Raw genomic sequence first — 19,162 nt, 5'->3', positions numbered from 1 at the left:
TTCCAATGAAGAAAGGCATCACATGAAATCGAAGACCCGCGCCCTCACCGGAGTGCTGGCATGCACCCTCGCCGCCTCCGTCCTGGCCGGCTGCGCCTCCGGGGCACCCGGCGGCGGTTCGCCGGTGGCCAAGATCCAGCTGTCCATCCCGGATCCGCTGACCTCCTCGGTGGGCGTCTCCGCCCAGCACTTCGCCGACCAGGTGAAGAAGACCTCCAACGGCTCCGTGGTGGTCACGGTGGTTCCGAACGGAACGAGCTTCAGCGGGGACCAGAACGCCGCCGTCACCAGGCTGCAGGGCGGCTCACTGGACGCGCTGATCCTGTCGACGTCGGTCTACGCGTCCGTGGTGCCCGAGATGAACGCCATCAGCATCCCCTACCTCTTTGACGACACCAAGGAGGAGGCTGCGTTCCTGGCGGGCAAGCCCGGCGACATGCTGAAGGAGAAGCTCAAGGAGAAGAACACCGTCGCGCTGTCCTTCCTCACCCGGACCGGCCGCCAGATCACCAACTCCGAACGCCCCATCGAGCAGCCCTCCGACCTGAAGGGCCTGAAGATCCGCGTGCCGGGCAACCCGCTGTGGACGGACTTCTTCGGCAAGCTGGGCGCGAGCCCCACCACCATGGCGTTCTCCGAGGTCTTCACCGGCCTGCAGACCGGAACGATCGACGGCCAGGAAAACCCGATCGAGGTGCCGTGGACCAACAAGTTCTCCGAAGTCCAGAAGTACGTCTCGCTGACGCACCACATCAACGACGCCTGGGTCCTGGCCCTCTCCGCCAAGAAGTGGGACTCGCTGAACGAGGACCAGAAGAAGATCCTGACGGACGCCTCGGTTGAGACCGCCACCTTCAAGGAGGGGTATGACGCTGAGCAGTCGGAGAAGCAGCTGGCCGAGCTGACCGCCAAGGGCATGAAGGCCAACGAGCCCACCGCCGCCGGACTTGAGCAGTTCAAGGCCGTGTCCAAGAGCCTCTACCCGGACTTCTCGAAGCTGATCGGTAAGGAATTCTTCGACCAGGCGATCGCCGCAGCCAAGTAACCCCTGTTCGAGGGCCGGAGCGCAGTCCGGCGCCCGGCCCTCGACCCGCAACCCCACATCCCGCACTCAGCATCCCGCTCTCAACGATGACAGTCTGGAAAAACATGGAACATACACTCGCCCCCAAGGAACTCGAAGAGGTCCTTCCATCCGACGCGGAAGAGATCCTTCATCACGGGCACGTCGCGCCGCGCTGGAGCGGAGCCGTCTGGCTGGACAAGGCCTTGGAATGGACCGTGGGCGCGGCGATCCTCGCCGAGCTCGTGGTTATCCTGCTGAACATCATGGTCCGGGTCATCACCGGGGATTCCGTGCTGTGGACTCAGGAAGTCTCCGAAATTGCGCTGCTGACCATCGCCTTTGTGGGCGGTGCCATCGCCTATCCCAAGGGCGCCCACATGTCCGTCCAGGCCCTGGTGATGCGCCTGCCGGCGAGCTGGAAGCCGTACCTGGCGGCGCTCGTTGACTGCCTCGTCTTCGTCATGAGTGCGGGTGCCTTCGCGCTCTTCATCCCCACCCTGGTCCAGCAGCTCGAGGAGAAGACCCCAATCCTCCAGCTGCCGGTGTTCTGGGTGTCCCTGCCCTTCTCGGTGGGCATGGTGCTCATCGCCTGGTTTGCGGTCCTGAAGCTCTCACGGCAGCCCCGCCGCGCCGTCCTGCTGGCCGTGGGCATCACCGCGGTCCTGGCCGCGTCGGTCCTCTTCGCCCAGCCGCTCTTCTACTACGCCTCGCCCAACCTGCTCCTCGGCGTCGTGCTCGTGGCCCTGTTCGCCCTGCTGTTCCTTGGCCTGCCCATCGCGTTCGTCCTTGCGCTGGCCTCGGGCATCTACCTCTACCTGGGCGGCATCTCCGAGGTCAGCGCCATCCCGATCGGCATGGCCTCCGGCGCCAAGGGCTTCGTGCTGCTGGCCATCCCGTTCTTCATCCTCGCCGGAACCGTCATGAACTCCGCCGGCCTGACGCTGCCGCTCGCCAAGCTGGTGGACGCGCTCATCGGGCACCTGCGGGGCGGCCTGCTCCAGGTGGTCGTCGTGACCATGTACATCTTCTCCGGCATCTCCGGCTCCAAGGTGGCGGACGTCGCCGCCGTGGGCACCACGATGCGCGGCATGCTCGAGGAACGGAAGTACCCCCGCGGCGAGGTTGTCGCGGTGCTGTCCGCCTCCGCCATCATGGGTGAAACCATCCCGCCGAGCATCGTGCTGCTCATCCTCGGCTCCATCACCACCATCTCCACCACCACGCTGTTCCTCGCCGGCTTCGTTCCCGCCGCATTCCTGGCCCTAGTGGTCATGGGGCTCGTCTTCTTCCGGGCCCGCAAACAGGGCGGGGTGTCCAGTCCGAAGGCCACCTGGCGTGCCCGCGGCTCCGCCACCTTCTTCGCCATCCCCACCCTGCTGCTCCCGGTCGGCATGGTGGTGGGCATCCTGAGCGGCTTCGCCACCCCCACCGAGGTGTCCTCGGTGGCCGTCGCCTACGCCTTCGTGCTCGCCGCCGCCTACCGGCGCGGCAGCAAGCGGCTGCTGGGCGATACCCTGCGGGAAACAACGACGACGGCGGGCATGGTCCTGTTCATCATCGCGGCCGCCTCACCGCTCGCCCAGACGCTCGCGCTTGCCGGGGTGTCCCAGCAGATTCACGACCTCATGTCCGGCCTCGGCGACTCGCCCATCCTCTTCATGCTGTTCACCATCGTGCTGCTGATCATCATGGGCCAGCTGCTGGAGGGCCTGCCCGCAGTGCTGATCTTCGCACCGCTGCTGCTGCCCATCGCCACGGATTTCGGCGTGAACCCGGTGCAGTACGCCATGGTCCTGATCATCGCCATGGGCATCGGTTCGTTCGCTCCGCCGGCCGGCGTCGGCTTCTACGTGGCCTGCGCAACCGGCCACGAAACCGTGGAAAGGAGCCTCAAGCATTTCTGGCCCTACCTCATCGCGGTGTTCATCGGGCTGCTGGTGCTTGCCGCCGTCCCGTGGTTCAGCACCTTCCTGCCCGCCATGGCCGGCCTGATCCCCTTCTAGCCACGTGAGCACAGTGATAAAAACCCACAACGAACTGACGTCCGTTGCCCTGCTGGGCACCGGACCGATGGGCGCCCCGATCGCCCGGAACATCCTGGCCGCCGGCGTTCCCCTCACACTCTGGAACCGCACCGCCGATAAAGCCAGGGCCATCGGCGGGGGACGGGTGGCCGGCACGCCGGCGGAAGCTGCGGCCGGCGTCGTCCTCACCGTCCTGCCGGACCTGCCGCAGGTCGCGGACCTGCTGGCCGGCGAGGACGGCCTGCTGGCCGGATGGAAGGTGGCCGGCATCGCGGAACCGGTCCTGGTCATTCACGGAACCGTGTCCCCGGTGGCCGTGGCCCGGTTCGCCGAGGACTGCAGGAGCCGGCACGGGGTGACGGTGGTGGACGCGCCGCTCAGCGGCGGAACCATCGGGGCCGAGGAAGGCCGGCTCAGTACCATGGCCGGCGGTCCGCGCGACACCGTTCAGCGACTCCTGCCGCTGTTCGGGCTCTACAGTTCCACCGTCGTCTGGTTCGGCGAAGCCGGCGCCGGATCCACCGTCAAGGCCTGCAACCAGATCGTGGTGTCGGCCACCGTCACGGCGCTGGCCGAGGCGATGGCCGTGGCAACCGCAACCGGGCTGGATCCGGCGAAGGTGCAGTCCATCCTGGCCGGCGGGCTGGCGAATTCAGAGGTGCTCCGGCAGAAGGGACAGCGCTGGATCGACGGGGACTTCGAAGGCGGCGGCTCCGCGAAAAACCAGCTGAAGGACCTGAACTTCATCGCCGAGATCGCCAAGGACGCCGGGCTGGAGCTGCCGCTCTCCGGCAGTGTGCGCGGCGCCTTCGAGCGCATGATTGACGCAGGCGACGGCGACCTGGACCACACCGGGATCTACCGGACGGTTCTGGGGCAGTCAGCGTAACGCACGCTACCCGCCGCTGAGGCGTTCGGCGTGCTCGGCCTCGGACGGGTCGAGCACGCCGGGGCCGCCGCCGAGGAACGCCCAGCGGCTGGTGCGGCCGTCCGGGCCGGTGAGGCTTCCCTGGCGCAGCGCGCTGTCGATGCGGCTGCGGACCAGCGCCTCATTCGCCGGTTCCGTGGCGAAGATGATCCGCAGCGTGACGGTGTCCCCGTCCTTCTCCGGCCGGGTGTGGTGTGGCGCGAGCGGGCAGGGCGGCTCGTGGTCCCAGCTTCCGCACAGCTCGCGCGTGACCGCGGCGCCGAGGGCGGCTATATCAGGGGCCGGCATGCCATCCCCTGCGGGTTCCAGGGCGACCGTGGCCAGGTGAAGGTAAGCGGATCTCACGGGCGCAGTCCAAGGTGCTCGAGGAGTGCGTCGAGGATGGGCAGCTGGCCCTTGACCAGCTTTGTGCGGGCTACAGGTTCGCTGATCCATTCGGCGCGGTCTATCTCGGGGAAGTCCTGGACGGTTCCGGACCCCTTGGGCCACTCCAGCGGAAACGTGTTGCTCAGGATTTTCTCGGGCTTGAAAGCGGATTCGGCCGCGAATGCGGTGATGAGCTTGCCCGAGGGCTGCCGGAAGGTGCCGAGCAGCACGTAGTCCGCGGCCGGCGCCGGGACGCCCATCTCCTCGGCGAACTCACGCTGCGCCGCCGCCAGCGGATCCTCGTCTTCAAGGTACTCGCCCTTGGGAATCGACCATGCGTGCTGGTCCTTGCGCTCCCAGAAGGGCCCGCCCATGTGGGCGATCCACACTTCCACGTCCGCCCCGCTGTTCTGCCGATACAGCAGGAGGCCTGCACTCCTGACCGCCATGATGCCCTCCTGCCCCAAGGCTACCCCCGGCCTGTGCTTTGACCGCAGGCCTACGGAAGCGGTGGTCCGTCCTGTAGGGCCGTGATGTGGCGGTGTGCCAGCTTCATGAACTCCCGGGTGGCCGGGGACAGCGCGCCGTTCAGCCGGGTGATGAACGCAAAATGCTCGTGGAAAGCAGGTTCCAGCGGGACGTGCCCGAGCCCGTTCTTCCGGATCATGGACTTGGCCACGTGGAAGGACACCAACGAGTCGCCGACGCCCTGGGCGGCCAGTTCCACGGCGTGGGTCTGGAACTCCACCTCGGCGATCGGGTTCAGGCTCACCCCGGCGTGCTGGGCCCGTTCCGTGATGGAAAGCCGCAGCGGGTCCGAGGTGGCATAGCGGGATTCGGACAGGATCAGCGGGGCCTCCGCCAGGCGTTCGATGGTCATCGCGCCGGTGAGCCGTCCGGGTTCGGCGCTGACGTAGACCACCTCGTCCCGCAGCACCGGCTGCCCCACCGACAGGCCCCGGTCATCGACCGGGAGCTGGACCAGTCCGGCCTCAAGCTCGCCGGCCCTGACGGCGTTGGCAACCTCGGAGGAGTTCAGGCCCGCCACCCTGATCTGGACCAGCGGGTATTTGCGGTGGAAGTCGCGGATCAGGCCGGTCAGCAGGTACAGGTGGGCGCTGTTGAAGGTCCCGAAGGACACCGTTCCGCCCTGCAGGGCGCGGACCTCCCGCACCACGTCGGCCAGGTTCTCCACCTCGCCCAGTGCGCGCTCGGCATGGGGCAGCAGCAGGCGGGCGGCCTCGGTGAGCTGGAGTTCCCGGTTGGTGCGGGTGAACAGCTTCACCCCGAGCGTGCTTTCCAGGCGCCGGATCTGTTCGGACAGGCTCGGCTGGGCGATGTGCTCGGCCTCGGCGGCGGCGGACAGGGTCCTGTGTTTCGCCGCGGACAGGAAGTAGCGGAGCTGCTGCAGGGTCAGGTTAGACATAGGCATTTCCTTGAGGAATGGTCGGAAAGTGAGTCTACACCTCGAGGAGATTCCTCCCTACTGTGGAATGCATCACAGCCGAGGACGGCCGCCTCGGTGAGCAAACCCCCTGACTTAAGGACTTCCGCTCATGACTGCCATCTCTTCAGCCTCCGGGCACCTGATCGACGACGGCCCGCTGACCCGCTACCACCGGCGGCTCATCGCGGCCTGTTCGGGAGGGCCGTTCCTGGACGGCTACCTGCTGAGCATCGTCGGCGTCGCACTCGCCGGAGCCAGCGCGGAACTCGGCCTCGGAGCCGGCGAGCTGGGCCTCGCCGGGGCCGCCTCGCTGGTGGGCCTCTTCCTCGGCAGCCTGCTCCTGGGGCCGGTCACCGACCGCATCGGCCGGCGCGTGATGTACACCGTGGACCTGCTGGCCATGATCGCCGCGTCCGTGGCCTGCCTGTTCATCAGTGACGGCATCCAGCTGATCCTGCTGCGGCTCGTCGTCGGCCTGGCCGTCGGCGCCGATTACCCGATCGCGACGGCGCTGCTCACCGAGTGGCTGCCCCGGAAGCGCCGGGGTGCGGTGATCGGCTGGCTGTCCACCATCTGGCTGGTCGGCGCCATCACGGCCTACCTCGTCGGCTTCGCACTGACCAGCGCGTTCGGCCAGGAGGCCTGGCGGTGGATGCTGGCCAGCGGCGGCGTGTTCGGCATCATCGTGATGCTCCTCCGCCTGGGTGCCCACGAATCCCCGCGCTGGCTGGTGGCCAACGGCCGGATCGAGGAAGCACGCAAAGCCGTCTCCGACGCCCTGGAACGGGACGTCACCACCGAGGAAATCCTCAGCCTGGCGCAGACCGAGGAAGCGGAGACGAAGGCCAACTTCGGTTCGCTGCTGAAGAAGCCGTTCCTGCGCCGGACGCTCTTCTGTGGCCTGACCTGGATGTGCATCGCGCTGCCGCAGTTCGCCCTCTTCACCTACGGCCCCATCATCCTGGGCCAGTTCGGCCTTGGCCACGGCGGAGCCGAGGAAACCCTCGGCCAGATCGTGCTCAACCTCGGCTTCCTCATCGGGTCGCTGCCCGCGCTGCGCTGGGTGGAAAGCGTCGGCCGCCGCCCGCTGATGATCTGGACCTTCGTGGCGGCGGCCGCCTTCCTCCTGCCCCTGGGCCTCTTCCCGCAGGGTCCCGGCTGGTTCGTGATGGTCTTCTTCTTCCTGTTCACGCTGGCCAGCGGCGCCGGAACCATTCTGGTGTTCATCTACCCCAACGAACTCTTCCCCACCAGCGTCCGCGCCTCCGCCGTCGGCCTGGCCACCGCCATCAGCCGCATCGGCGCCGCGGTGGGCACCTACATGATCCCGGTCTCCCTCAGCGGGCTCGGCGCCGGACCCACCATGCTGATCGGCTTCGGACTCACGGTCCTGGGGCTCGTCATCAGCATCACCTGGGCAGAGGAAACCCGGAACAAGTCCCTCTCCTCCCTCAGCACCAAGGTCATGGAGACCGTCAAAATCCCGGGCTGACAAGCCGCCACCATTTCCCGCAACCAGCGGACAGCACAAGCTAAGGAACGAACATGAACACAGCACCCCGGGTCGCCTTGATCACCGGTGCCGGCAGCGGCATGGGCCGCAGCACGGCGGAAGTCTTCCTCAATGAGGGCTGGCACGTCATCGCCGTTGACGTTGCCGCGCCCGATTTCAACGGCCACTCCGTCCGGGTGACGCCGCTGGTTGCGGACGTGCGGGACCGCGCGTCCCTGGAAGAGAAGCTCGACGGCGTCCTGCCGGGCCTCGGCGGCGAGATCCATGCGGTGGCCAACATTGCCGGCGTCTACCCGCCGTCGACCCTGGACTCTTACACCGAAGAGCTCTACCGGCGGGTGTTCGACGTCAACGTCCTGGGCGTCCTGAATGTCATGGCAGCGGCCAAGCGGTCCATGCCCGAGGGGTCGGCGATCGTGAACTTCGCTTCGGTTGACGGCTTCCAGGTCTCGCCTGGGCAGCTGGTTTACGGGGCCTCAAAGGCCGCCGTCATCATGATCACAAAGGCCACTGCGCTGGAACTGGCCGACCGGAAGATTCGCGTCAATGCCATCGCGCCGGGCTGGGTCAACACGCCCGGAAACGCCGCCACTGGCCGCATGGAAGCCGCCGCGGCCTCGATCCCGGTGGGCCGGGTGGCCCAGCCCGAGGAAATCGCGAAATGGGCGTGGCTCCTGACGGGCAGTGACGCGGCCGGATTCATGACCGGCGAAACCGTCACGCTGTCCGGCGGCGACGTCATCCGCTGACCGGACATCATCCGCTGATCCACCACTGACCACGAAGGAACCCACCACCATGACCCGCTACTGCGTCATAGGCGCCGGCGCCGCCGGCCTCTCCGCCCTCCAGCAGCTCCGCCAGGCAGGCTTCGACGTCGACTGCTACGAAAAGACAGACCGCGTCGGCGGCCACTGGCACACCGACTATGAGGCCCTGCACCTCATCACCGCCCGGGACATGACCCACTTCGAAGACTTCCCCATGCCGGCGCACTACCCGCACTTCCCGCGCCGCGACCAGGTCCGCGAATACATCGAGTCCTACGCCCGGGAACACGGCCTCTACAGCGTTATCCAGTTCAACACCGAAATCCTGGCCGTCAGCCCGGTGGAGACAGACAGCCCGGTCGGATCCGCCGGCTGGCAGGTCACCACCTCCCGCGGCACCGCGTTCTACGACGGCGTGATCGTCGCCAACGGCCACCTCTGGGACAAGAAGGTCCCGTCGTTCCCCGGTGACTTCGCGGGCAAGCAGCTGCACTCCAGCGAATACAGCAACGTGGCCGACATCGAAGGCACCCGGGTCCTGGTCGTCGGGGCCGGCAACTCCGGCTGCGACCTCGCCGTGGACGTCGCCCAGCATCGGCTCGAAGCAGACATCGTGATCCGCGAAGGCACCTACTTCCAGCCCAAGGCGTACTTCGGCAAACCCCGCCAGGAACTGGACTTCCTCAAGCAGTTCGCACCGGACGAGGTGGACCTCATCAGCCGCCTCCTGGCCAGGGTGTCCATCGGCGAATGGAGCGACTACCCCGGCATGCCCGAACCCAAACACCGCACCCTGGCCGAGGGAAGCACCGTCGTCAACAGCCTGTTGCCGTACTGGGTCCAGCACGGCCGCGTCGGCATCGTGCCGGGCATCGAACGGTTCGAGGGCAAGGCCGTCCACTTCACGAACGGCACGACCAAGGAGTATGACACCATCCTGTGGGCCACGGGGTTCCACTCGAGCGTCCCGTTCCTGGACAGCAACCTTGTCCCCCGGCGGAAGGGCGCCCCGATCCGCTACGGGGCGGGGATCATTCCCGAGGGCCTGGAGAAGCTGTACTACGTGGGCATGATCGCTCCGCGAGGACCCCAGATCCCCGTTTACGGCATGCAGTCGAAACTGGTCGCCACCATGATCGGCCTCCACGAACGCGCAGGCGACGGCGGAGCGAACATCGGCGCCTACATCTCCGGGCTGCAGGAATCCGAAGACCGCATCGACATCGTCCGCGCCATCTGGGAAGACCAGATGAAGGACACCGGGCGCCTGCTCGCCGCCTTCGAGTCCATCAGCGTCCCGGCGGAACCGGCCGGGGCGGGCGCGCCATGAAAAGACGCCCCATGAAAAGAATCGGGCACCATCCCAGGGTGGCGGGCACGCCGCGCTGCACGGCCAACAGTGCCGCGCTTCAGTCAGCGGGCCACCTGATCGTTGACTCGCTGCTGGCGCACGGGGTGCAGCGCACCTACGTGGTACCGGGGGAGAGCTTCCTGGATGTGCTGGATGGCCTGCATGGCTCGTTTATCCACACAGTGGTGTGCCGGCACGAGGGCGGCGCCGCGTACATGGCCGAGGCGGACGGGAAGCTGCACCAGGTGCCCGGGATCGCCATGGTGACCCGTGGCCCGGGTGCCGCCAACGCCCATGTCGGTCTGCACACCGCCTGGCAGGATTCGACGCCGATGGTCCTCTTTGTGGGGCTGATCCCGTTTGCGCACCGGGACCGGGAGGCGTTCCAGGAGTTCGACATCAAGGCCTGGTTCGATTCGGGTGCGAAGCGCGTGATGGTCCTGGACAACGCCGAACGGGCGTCCGAAATCGTGGCCGAAGCGATGTTCGCCGCCATGAGCGGCAGGCCGGGTCCCGTCGTCGTCGGCCTTCCTGAGGATGTCCTCCGGCACAAGGTGCCGGCGGTGGTCCATCCGCCCATTCCGGTGGCGGCGGGCGGCATGACGGCGGCGGATGCGGACGCGCTTGCCGCCGCCCTTGCCGCGGCGGACCGGCCGCTGTTCGTCACTGGCGGCAACGACTGGACGCAGGAGGGGGCGGACCGGCTGACGGTCTGGCTGGAGCGGCACCACATCCCGGCAGCGGCGGAATGGCGCACCGAGGGGACGGTGCCGTTCGACTCGCCGTCGTATGTCGGGCCGATCGGGTACGGCCGGCCGCGGCCCACCTACGACCTGCTGGAGGAAACCGACCTGCTGGTCTTCGTGGGCACCGTGCCGGGCGATGTCATTACCGACGGGTTCCTGTGCCGGCAGGACTGGGCCAAGGAGAATTTCCTGGTGACCATCGATCCGTCCCTTCGCGGACGGTCCGGGCCGGTGTCCCACCAGATCGTGGCCAAGCCGGACGCCTTCGCCCGGGACCTCGCCGCACTGGAGGTGCCGGTCAGGGACGAATGGAAAGCCTGGACGGCACGGATGCGCGCCGAGCAGGAGTCCTTCGCCGCGCTTCCGCCGGCGGTACCCAGCCGCGGCCCGGCCCGGATGGACACGCTGATGGCCAACCTCGTTCCGCTGCTGCCGCGGGACGCGGTGGTGACCTTCGGCGCCGGGGAACACACCAACTGGGCGCACCGGTACTTTCCGACCCGGCGCTACGCGTCCATGGTCAGTGCCCGCAACGGCTCCATGGGCTACTCCGTGCCGTCGGCCATCGCCGCGTCGCTGGCCGGCCCCGGACGGCGCATTGTGACCATCGCCGGTGACGGGGAGTTCCTCATGAACGGGCAGGAACTCGCAACCGCCGCACAGTACGGGGCCACACCGCTGGTGATCGTGATGGACAACCAGGAATACGGCACCATCCGTACCCACCAGGAAAAGCACTACCCGCACCGCGTCTCCGGCACCCAGCTGAAGAACCCGGATTTCGCGCTCATGGCCCGGGCGTTCGGCGGGTTCGGCGTCAGGGTGGACCGCGACTGCGACGTGCCGGCCGCCCTGGCGGCGGCGCTGAACGCCATCGACGCGGAGGGCGTTTTCGCGCTCATCCACCTCGTCGTCGAACAGCGGGTCAGGGCTTACTGAACGGAACCGGCCGACCGCCGGTTGCGTCCGGCGAGCAGAATGGCCGCCACGTTGGTGGCGATGATGACCGCAATGCCCAGCCACTCGTGCAGCACCAGGAACTGGCCCAGCACGACAGCGCCGGAGACGGCGGCCAGCAGCGGGTTGATGCTCATAAAGACGCCGAAGATGGCGACGACGGCTGAGCCGAGCCTGTGATCGGGATAGGGGCATGGGTGGGAATCTTGTCGTGCTCCCTTGGCATTACGAGAACTGGCCAAACGCGCTTGGTGCGAGCCTGACGAAACGGGAGCCGGCGCGAGTAGTGCGACCGCGGCATGCCGGGGCATGCCATCGACGCGCCAGGACCGACTAACGCCGATAGTTGCTTCTAACCTATCCAATTCACGGACATCGCTTCTGGTTTACCATCCCTCGGAATGCTGCCCGGTGTAAATGCCAGGACTGACCCCATTCCCAGCTCGTCAAAGGTTCGACGGTCCCACATTCCCCGAGCGTGGAAGTAATAGCGCTCGGAAGCTGACCGGAGAAAACCGAATCCACGCTCGGCAAGGTGCTCGACCGTTCCTATGCGACGGAGCGAATGTCCCGCATCGGCCCGAAGGCGTCTGTCTCTTAGACCATCTGCCAGGGTGACTAGACGTGCGGCAATGTAGTTATCGGCGCAGTCCCCTGCGCCGCGTCGGGTCATTTCCTCAGCCCACAAGACTAGGTCTAGCGTCCCAACTAGGAATTCGTCGTCTTCCAAACTTTCCGTAGCCGCCACCGCGTATTCAACGTCTTCGGCCACTTGCGCCCAATTTTGGTTTTCGGAGAGCGTCTGGACTTGAAAGGCACAGGCGCGCCAGAACACGTAGGCGGCATCTTTGGCGTCCGTGTTCGCGGCTCCTGTTGTTACCGCATATGCGGCGGCGTCCATCGCAGATCGCAGATCCCCAGTACTTATGTGGGCATCAGCGATCGCTAGCTGCAGTACAGGTGAGTTTGGGTCGAGGTTGGCAGCCCGCTGTAGTTCTCGCAGCCCATATGACGGATTGAAGCCCGAGCGGACGAGGAACTCCCCGAAGAAATAAGCGACATATGGGTCTTCGGGAGAAAGATCCTTCGCCCGCGAGTAGGCTTCATAAGCCTCACCAAAGTTCGTCGATCTTTCGTGTATGTGAGCCTCAACCCGGGCAGCTTCGTGATATCCAGGCGCTAATTCTGCCGCTTCAGCGCAGAGCCTAAGTCCGTCATCGAAGCGTCCTTGTTCTGCGAAGTCCAATGCTTCGCGCAGTTGTTTGGCCGCTGAGTAATCACCCACACCTCGGACGTCTATAGTCTCAGGGCTGAAGGGATCGAGCGCGTGGGCGGCTTTTAGCCCTCCACCCAACGTGTATAGCTGTTTCTGCTTTTGCGTAAGCAGTTCTCTTTCCGACCCGTCAATGGATAGAGAGCGCCTGAGGTAGGCGCGAGCAAAATCGCTTAATTCCAAGGCCGTTCCAGACGCCCCACTCCGTACCTGTGTCACGAAGTTGGTCGTTGTCAGTTCAAGGATGACCTGCTGGATTTGCGCCGAATCGAGATCGGTCAGAAATGCCAGTTCGGCCATGGTGTGTGAGCCAGGGACTACAAGCATTGCGCGGAGGGCGGCCCTAGCAGTTTCGCCTAGGTAGTCGAAAACGTTCGACATGCAGTAATCAAGGACCAGCCCATTGTCACTCAGAAGACGCTCGGGGAGTTGACCTGACTGTAGTCCTGAGATGAACCATTTGATGTAAGCCGGATGGCAATTCATCTTCTTTGCCCAGACGGCCAAGTCGTCGTTGCTGGCGATGGCGTCCAGATCGATTCCCCGTGCCCGAGCAAGTATGCGCATCAACTTCACGGAATCATCGAGTGAGAGCCCGATCAACCTGAAGGGGTTTTCTGTTTTGACACCTATGCGGCTCGTGATGAGAACTTTACTGCCTAGCGGAATTTCTCGGAGGAACTGAGGAAATTTTTCATCGAGTACAGTTTCGACGTTGTCTAGAACGAGAAGTGTGGGAAAGCTCTCCAGTACTCCCAATAGTTCATCGATTGCCTCAGTAGACTCACCGGATCCGCCCAGCGCCTCAGAAGCCGAAGCGAACAAGCCGAGTGAATCTTCGACCGCCGACTCAATTCGTACAATTTCAGTAGACGTCAACTGCGCGTTTTTTGCAGTGACCCATACGATCGCTTCAAACGGGCATGCCTTCTGTTCGATCAGGTCATAGCAGATCTGCAAGGCCAACGCAGTTTTACCGATTCCTCCGTCTCCGAGGATCGAAATGACCGGCCAAGAGCCCCTTAAGGCCCGCATCAACTGTTTCCGCTCATCTTTGCGCCCCAGTAGAGACGTTTCATCGAAGTCAGGCGCCGGCAGGTTATTCGCCACTGATGTGTCAGGATCGATTATCAGTTGCGAGGCGGCACGAAAGATATATCCAGGATCTGATGTCAGTTCTTGTTGTGTTTCCCTAATTCTTGTCCATTGCCATCCGGCAAGTTTCGAAAGTTCAGTTGCGAAGTCGACAACGGTGGGCAGATCATCGATATCCAACGGGCGGTTATGCGCAACCCGGTTGCGGATTCCGGTGATCCGGCCAACTTCCGCAGACAAGCTCTTCAGGCCATCCCGGAGGGAGTGTGGTAAGAGGTCGCCTATCGAATTAGTGAGCTCGTAACTGTCGTGGAAGTCAAGGTAAGGAAGCAACTGAGACAGCGTTTGCGGCTCGCTTTCAAGTCCGTCCCTCCGACGCCGCTCATGCGCTATTTCCAGGAGTTTGTTTTGGAGGACATTAAGTGGGTCTTCGTCCCCGGCAAAATGATCAACGATGGAACGAAACTCATCTTCGATGCTGGCGAGCAACACGTAGGCGGTGCGGCTGGAAACACTAGACATGGACAGACGCTACCATTGTTCTGGCTGTAATAGCCGGCATTCCTGGACGTGCGCCGTCCATGCCTCGATGTTTATGACGCCTCAACCCAGGCTAAGACAAAACTGATCGCTTAGTGGGGGCGAACCAAGTAAGACCCACGCTCGTAACCCTTCGCGTAAAGCCAACATTGTCGTGCCTTCTGGATTGAAGTTGACGGGCATGGCCGGCGAACAATAGCTGCCGCACTTTGAGATTACGTCTCTTTCGCGCTTTTCCACGTTCTGAGGGGCGCCCCGCCCATCTCCGTGTTCCTCGCGCACTGGAAGGACGACCCGTCGGCGCTCATCCCGGAGTTCGCCCGCCTGGCCAGCCAGGCGTATGACGACGGCGGCTAGGTTTCGACAGGATCAGCCAGCGGGTTCAACCGGCGACCCATTCGCCGTCCTTCATCACGGCGGCCACCTCGAGCTCCGGGGTGAGGACCACCAGGTCCGCCTTCCGGCCGGCTTCGATGCGGCCGACGTCGGTCAGTCCCAGCATGTCCGCCGGGTTCTGGCTGGCCGCGCGGACGGCGTCGGCGAGCGGGATGCCGGCGTCGTGGACAGCGTGCCGGACCGCGGCATCCAGCGTGAGGATGCTGCCGGCGATGGTGCCGTCGCTGACCAGGCGCGCCTCGCCGCCGGCCACCCGGACGTCCAGCCCGCCCAGCTGGTACCTGCCCTCCTGCGCGCAGGCCGCGGCCATGGCGTCCGTGACGAACACGGCGCGTGCCGGGCTGGCGGCGATAAACCGGACCAGCGACGGGTGGAGGTGGACGCCGTCGGCTATCACCTCGGCAAACACCGCGGGGTCCTCCAGCAGCGCCAGCGCCGGGCCGGGCTCACGGTGGTGCAGCGGCCGCATCGCATTGAAGACGTGCGTCCCGGCAGTGGCCCCGGCCGCGATCGCTTCGCGGGCCAGGTCGTAGCCGGCGCCGGTGTGGCCGACGGCCGCGACGGCGCCGTAGCCGGTGATCTGCCGGATCGCGGCCAGGCCGCCTTCCAGTTCGGGCGCGACCGTGACCATCCGGACGGCGCCCCGGCCGGCCAGCATGAGCCGGTCGACGGCGGCCGGTTCCGGGGCGAGCAGAAGGTCCTCGGCGTGGGCGCCCCGGTGGTCGGGGCTGAGCCACGGGCCCTCCAGATGGATCCCGGCCAGGACCCCTTCCTCCACCAGCGCGGCCAGCGCCGCCACCGCCTTCTCAAGCTCGGTGAGCGGGGCGGTGACCAGGCTGGCCATCAGCGTGGTGGTGCCGTGCGCCCGGTGCACCCCGGCGATCCGCACCGCGGCGGCAGCGGGGTCGGCGTCGTTGAAGCTGAAGCCGCCGCCGCCGTGGATGTGCGCGTCCACAAAGCCCGGTGCGAGGGTGGCATCCGGAAATCCGGCGTCGGGCTTCCGCGGCGGCAGCCCGGGACCCGCGGCGGTGATCCGGCCGCCGTCGGTCTCCACCCAGCCTGGCTCCAGCACGGTGTCCGGCAGGATGACCCGTGAAGCGGAAATGAGCGTGGGACTCACCAGGTTTCCGTGATCTTGCGCAGGCCGCGGGGAGCGTCGGGGTCCCGGTGGCGGGCTGCCGCCATCGCGTGCGCCAGCCGCTGAAGGGGCATGATCTCCAGGATGGGCGAGAGCTGTTCGTGGACGGCCGGCAGCGGCACCACGTGGTTCCCGGACCGGGCGGCGCCGGCGTCACCCACCAGGCAGACGTCCGCCCCGCGTTCGGCGAGGCGGTCCAGGACCGGGTGCAGGGCGCGGCCGCCGGCGCCGGGCGAGGTGACGGCGAAGACGGGCCGGTCGGCGTCGATCATCGCAAAGGGCCCGTGCAGCAGGTCCGCGCCGGAGAAGGCATGCGCGGCCAGGTAGGACGTTTCCATCAGTTTCAGCGCCGCCTCCCGTGCGGTGGGGTAGGAGAAGCCGCGTCCGGTGGTGATGATGTGGTTCACGAAGCGGTAGCGGTCTGCAACCTCCAGTATCTCCGGCCGGGCCAGCACATCGGCGGCGAGACGCGGCAGGTCCGCTGCTTCCGCGCCGTTTCCTCCGGCCCACGCGTCGATCAGCTGCCACAGCGCCAGCAGTTGCGACGTGTAGCTCTTGGTTGCGGCGACGGTGCGCTCCGGCCCGGCCAGGATGTCCAAGTGGTGCCGGGCGGCGGCGGCCAGCGGCGAGGAAGGCGCGTTCGTGACGGCCACGGTGAGGGCGCCGCCACGGGCGGCAGCGGCGGTGGAGTCCACCAGATCGGGGGAGCCGCCGGACTGGCTGACCGCCAGCCACAGTACCCCTTCCATTTTCGGTTCGGCGCCGTACACCGTAAGGCTCGACGGCGATGCCAGGCCCGCCGGCAGCCCCAGCACCGTCTCGATGAGGTACTTCGCGTACAGGGCGGCGTGGTCGCTGGTGCCGCGGGCGGCCAGGAGGACGTACCGGATGTCCGCGTCGCGGAGGACGTTTGCCAGGCGGGTGATCGCGGGGCGCCCGTTCTCAAGCAGCCGGGCCAGCGACTCCGGCTGTTCCAGGATTTCGGCGGCCATCAGGGAACCCGGAAGCGGCGGTGTGGCGGTTGCGGGGGTGGCGACGGTGGTGTGCGGGGCGGTCATGGGTCTCCTTGGGAATCGGCGGGGTGGGTATGCAGGAAAGGGGGATCAGGCGGGGATTGTGGTGGCTGGCCGGTGCGGTGTGCCGGCAAGCTGGCCGGCCAGTTCCACTGCGCCCCAGGCGGGTGCGCGGTCCAGCACGCGGACGTCGGTGAGGCCGCCGGCTGCCAGCAGCTCGCGTACCCTGGTGGCCAGTGCCGGCTGGTTGACCAGCATGCCGCCGGCCAGCAGCACCGGGGCATTTTCCGCAATGGTGTCCAGCCGCCGGTTTACCGTCAGGGCCAGGCGGGCGAGATGCAGGGCGGCGTCGTCGGCGATGGCGGCACTCGCAGCGTCCGAGGCTGCGAGGCTGAACACGATGCCCGCCAGTCCGGCCCAGTACCGCCGTTCCGGCCGGCGGTAGAACAGGTCCAGCAGCTCGCCGGGTTCCGCGGCTCCGGTCTGGTCCAAAAGCCGGGACGTCAGCGGCCCGGCGGGCAGGCCGTCGTCGGAATCCTGCAGGGCGTTGCGGACCGCGCTGCGGGCCACGGCGTAGCCGCTGCCTTCGTCGCCGAGCAGGTAGCCCCAGCCGCCGGCGCGGGCCTCCCGGCCGTCGCCGGCCTTGGCCCATGCGGCGGACCCGGTGCCGGAGATGAGGACGGTGCCCGCGGTGAGGCCGCCGGCCGCGAGGATAATGCGGGTGTCGTGGTCCACGTGGATCCGGGCTCCGGGAAAGCGGCGGGAGAGCAGGCCGGCCAGCAGTTCCCGGGCGGCCGGTGTGTCCGCCCCCGCGGCGCCGGCGAACACGGTGTCTATTCCGTGGTCTGCGGGATCGCCGATGCCGAGCTGTCCGGCGAGGTCGTCCAGCGCCTTGGCGGCTTCGTCCGGTCCGACGGAGGCGACGTTCGCACTGCCGGCCGTGCACTCGGCGAGCTGCCGCGGAACTGCTGTCCCGCCGTCGTCCTTTACAGCAGCGTCTGTTCCAACCTCCGCCAGAATGGCGTGGGTCTTGGAGCCTCCGATGTCGAGGCCGAGGACAAGCCGCATCACTTGGCCGCCGGCTTGCTGCTGCTGTCGGTGCTGCCGGTGGCTTCCGGCCAGCGGGCGCCGTTTTCCCAGTAGTGGCGGATTTCCTCGAGGTTGCGGCCCTTGGTTTCGGGGGCGAGGCGGTGGACGAAGATGAAGCCGGCGATGGCCAGCGCACCGAACACCGCGAACGTGCCGGCGCCGCCGAGCCGCTGCAGCATGGTGAGGAAGAAGGCCGCGACGATCACGTTGGCCACCAGGTCCGAGGTCAGCATGGCGCTGGCGCCCAGGGAGCGCAGCCGGGCCGGGAAGGATTCGCCGGCGTAGACCCAGACCAGTGCGCCGAAGCCGAAGGTGAAGCCCACGGTGAACAGGAGGACCCCGAGGAAGCCGACCACGGTGAGGATTCCGCCGAAGTCGCGCCCGGCCATGAAGACGCCCACCAGGATGGCGTTGGCAGCGATCATCATGCCGATGCCGCCGAGCAGAATGGGGCGGCGGCCCACGCGGTCCACCAGGGACAGCGAGACGAACACGGCCACCAGGGAGGCAGCCTGGACCAGCGCGGGCAGCAGCAGGAGGGCGGCGTTGCCGGTGAAGCCCATGGCCTCGAAGATGCGGGGGCTGTAGTAGACCACGGCGTTGATGCCGGTGATCTGGATGAAGAAGCCGAGGCCGACGACGAACACGGTGGCCTTGAGGTACGGCGAGCGGAGCATCTCGCGCAGGCCGCCGCCGCGCTCCTCGCTGATGGCGCGGCGCATGTCCGCCAGCTCGGCGTCGACGTCGGCGTCCGGCTCGATCGAGCTGAGGGTGCGGCGGGCGTCTTCGGTGCGGCCCCGCATCATGTACCAGCGGGCGGTGTCGGGGAGGCGGAGGGTGACGGCGAGGACCGCGAGGGCGGGGACGGCGGCCAGGCCCAGCATCAGCCGCCAGTTCTCGGTGGAGGACAGGACGTAGGCGGCCAGGTAGCCGATGATGATGCCGATGACGGTGGCCACCTGGTACGCCACGAGCAGGGCGCCGCGCACCTTGGGCGGCGCTGACTCAGCCACGAAGACGGGCACCACCACCACGGAGATGCCGATGGTCAGGCCCAGGAGCAGGCGGGCCACGAGCAGCATGGGCACGTCGGCGGCGAGGGCGCTGAGCACCGCGAACGCGGCATACGCCCCGGCCACGCCCACCATGCAGGCCTTGCGGCCCAGTTTGTTGGCGAGCCAGCCGCCGAGGACGGCGCCCAGGACTTCACCGACGACGACAGCGGTGGTCACCAGCTCCTGTTGGCTGGTGGAGAGCTGGAACTCCTTGGTGATGAACAGCAGGGCACCGGCGATATTCGACAGGTCGTAGCCGTAGATTATGCCGATGGTGGCGGCGGTGCCGCCGACCAGAAGGCCGAGGCGGGGCGTCTGGCGCAGGTCTTGCAGGAACGACATCTTTGGGTCCTTGGAAGTGGGGTGGGGGATTGGTTCTTGGTTCGAAGGATTGG

16 protein-coding genes are annotated in these 19,162 nt (G+C 66.7%); 7 read left to right on the top strand and 9 right to left on the bottom strand.

The annotated features are described in order from the left end of the window. Nucleotides 1-22: 22 nt before the first annotated feature. The 3 genes from R5O87_RS12675 to R5O87_RS12665 all read left to right on the top strand — a co-directional run bounded on the left by R5O87_RS12675 (nucleotide 23) and on the right by R5O87_RS12665 (nucleotide 3,979). Nucleotides 23-1,045 (top strand): DctP family TRAP transporter solute-binding subunit, encoded by a 1,023-nt coding sequence (locus R5O87_RS12675; RefSeq protein WP_410554262.1) that lies wholly within the window; start codon nucleotides 23-25, stop codon nucleotides 1,043-1,045. A 104-nt stretch (nucleotides 1,046-1,149) separates the two neighbouring features. Further along, a complete protein-coding gene (locus tag R5O87_RS12670; protein ID WP_410554261.1) occupies nucleotides 1,150-3,069 on the top strand; it encodes a TRAP transporter large permease in 1,920 nt (639 codons plus the stop codon). A gap of 4 nt (nucleotides 3,070-3,073) precedes the next feature. Then, complete coding sequence (locus R5O87_RS12665) at nucleotides 3,074-3,979, top strand: NAD(P)-dependent oxidoreductase (RefSeq protein ID WP_410554260.1); 906 nt, start codon at nucleotides 3,074-3,076, stop codon at nucleotides 3,977-3,979. Between the two features lie 6 nt (nucleotides 3,980-3,985). Here the strand turns inward: R5O87_RS12665 and R5O87_RS12660 are convergent, their stop codons facing one another. From R5O87_RS12660 to R5O87_RS12650, 3 genes are read right to left on the bottom strand one after another with little or no spacing between them, the layout of a single operon-like run. After that, nucleotides 3,986-4,306, bottom strand: coding sequence for a hypothetical protein (locus tag R5O87_RS12660; RefSeq protein ID WP_410554259.1), 321 nt, complete (start codon nucleotides 4,304-4,306; stop codon nucleotides 3,986-3,988). Between the two features lie 53 nt (nucleotides 4,307-4,359). Further along, nucleotides 4,360-4,833 carry an NUDIX domain-containing protein gene (locus R5O87_RS12655; protein ID WP_410554258.1) on the bottom strand — a complete coding sequence of 158 codons (474 nt, stop codon included), beginning with the start codon at nucleotides 4,831-4,833 and terminating at the stop codon, nucleotides 4,360-4,362. Nucleotides 4,834-4,883: 50 nt separating this feature from the next. Beyond that, nucleotides 4,884-5,810 carry a LysR family transcriptional regulator gene (locus R5O87_RS12650; protein ID WP_410554257.1) on the bottom strand — a complete coding sequence of 309 codons (927 nt, stop codon included), beginning with the start codon at nucleotides 5,808-5,810 and terminating at the stop codon, nucleotides 4,884-4,886. 130 nt (nucleotides 5,811-5,940) lie between these two features. Here R5O87_RS12650 and R5O87_RS12645 point away from each other — a divergent pair, with 130 nt between their 5' ends. From R5O87_RS12645 to R5O87_RS12630, 4 genes are read left to right on the top strand one after another with little or no spacing between them, the layout of a single operon-like run. Further along, nucleotides 5,941-7,323: an MFS transporter gene (locus tag R5O87_RS12645; RefSeq protein ID WP_410554256.1), complete on the top strand. Its 1,383-nt coding sequence runs from the start codon at nucleotides 5,941-5,943 to the stop codon at nucleotides 7,321-7,323. Nucleotides 7,324-7,376: 53 nt separating this feature from the next. Beyond that, on the top strand, nucleotides 7,377-8,093 hold the full coding sequence (locus R5O87_RS12640; RefSeq protein ID WP_410554255.1) for an SDR family NAD(P)-dependent oxidoreductase: 717 nt from the start codon (nucleotides 7,377-7,379) through the stop codon (nucleotides 8,091-8,093). Between the two features lie 49 nt (nucleotides 8,094-8,142). Further along, on the top strand, nucleotides 8,143-9,444 hold the full coding sequence (locus R5O87_RS12635) for a flavin-containing monooxygenase (protein WP_410554254.1): 1,302 nt from the start codon (nucleotides 8,143-8,145) through the stop codon (nucleotides 9,442-9,444). Between the two features lie 11 nt (nucleotides 9,445-9,455). Then, nucleotides 9,456-11,150, top strand: a complete 1,695-nt coding sequence (locus R5O87_RS12630; RefSeq protein WP_410554253.1) for a thiamine pyrophosphate-dependent enzyme — start codon at nucleotides 9,456-9,458, stop codon at nucleotides 11,148-11,150. Here the strand turns inward: R5O87_RS12630 and R5O87_RS12625 are convergent. The 6 genes from R5O87_RS12625 to R5O87_RS12600 all read right to left on the bottom strand — a co-directional run bounded on the left by R5O87_RS12625 (nucleotide 11,144) and on the right by R5O87_RS12600 (nucleotide 19,109). Then, complete coding sequence (locus R5O87_RS12625) at nucleotides 11,144-11,305, bottom strand: hypothetical protein (RefSeq protein ID WP_410554252.1); 162 nt, start codon at nucleotides 11,303-11,305, stop codon at nucleotides 11,144-11,146. The genes R5O87_RS12630 and R5O87_RS12625 overlap by 7 nt on opposite strands. 215 nt (nucleotides 11,306-11,520) lie before the next feature. Then, entirely contained in the window at nucleotides 11,521-14,058 is a 2,538-nt protein-coding gene (locus R5O87_RS12620; protein ID WP_410554251.1) for an NB-ARC domain-containing protein, read from the bottom strand. Between the two features lie 400 nt (nucleotides 14,059-14,458). Then, nucleotides 14,459-15,592 (bottom strand): N-acetylglucosamine-6-phosphate deacetylase, encoded by a 1,134-nt coding sequence (nagA, locus tag R5O87_RS12615; RefSeq protein WP_410554250.1) that lies wholly within the window; start codon nucleotides 15,590-15,592, stop codon nucleotides 14,459-14,461. Then, nucleotides 15,589-16,668 (bottom strand): SIS domain-containing protein, encoded by a 1,080-nt coding sequence (locus tag R5O87_RS12610; RefSeq protein ID WP_410554249.1) that lies wholly within the window; start codon nucleotides 16,666-16,668, stop codon nucleotides 15,589-15,591. Before R5O87_RS12610 ends, nagA begins: the two co-directional genes overlap by 4 nt. A 45-nt stretch (nucleotides 16,669-16,713) precedes the next feature. After that, nucleotides 16,714-17,691: an N-acetylglucosamine kinase gene (locus tag R5O87_RS12605; RefSeq protein WP_410554319.1), complete on the bottom strand. Its 978-nt coding sequence runs from the start codon at nucleotides 17,689-17,691 to the stop codon at nucleotides 16,714-16,716. Continuing rightward, nucleotides 17,691-19,109 carry a sugar porter family MFS transporter gene (locus R5O87_RS12600; RefSeq protein WP_410554248.1) on the bottom strand — a complete coding sequence of 473 codons (1,419 nt, stop codon included), beginning with the start codon at nucleotides 19,107-19,109 and terminating at the stop codon, nucleotides 17,691-17,693. Before R5O87_RS12600 ends, R5O87_RS12605 begins: the two co-directional genes overlap by 1 nt. Between the last annotated feature and the right edge of the window lie 53 nt (nucleotides 19,110-19,162).

The sequence above is a fragment of the Arthrobacter globiformis genome, from assembly GCF_046536215.2.
In the GTDB taxonomy this organism is placed as follows: Bacteria; Actinomycetota; Actinomycetes; order Actinomycetales; family Micrococcaceae; genus Arthrobacter; species Arthrobacter globiformis_E.
This window is presented reverse-complemented; position numbering and strand designations above follow the sequence as displayed.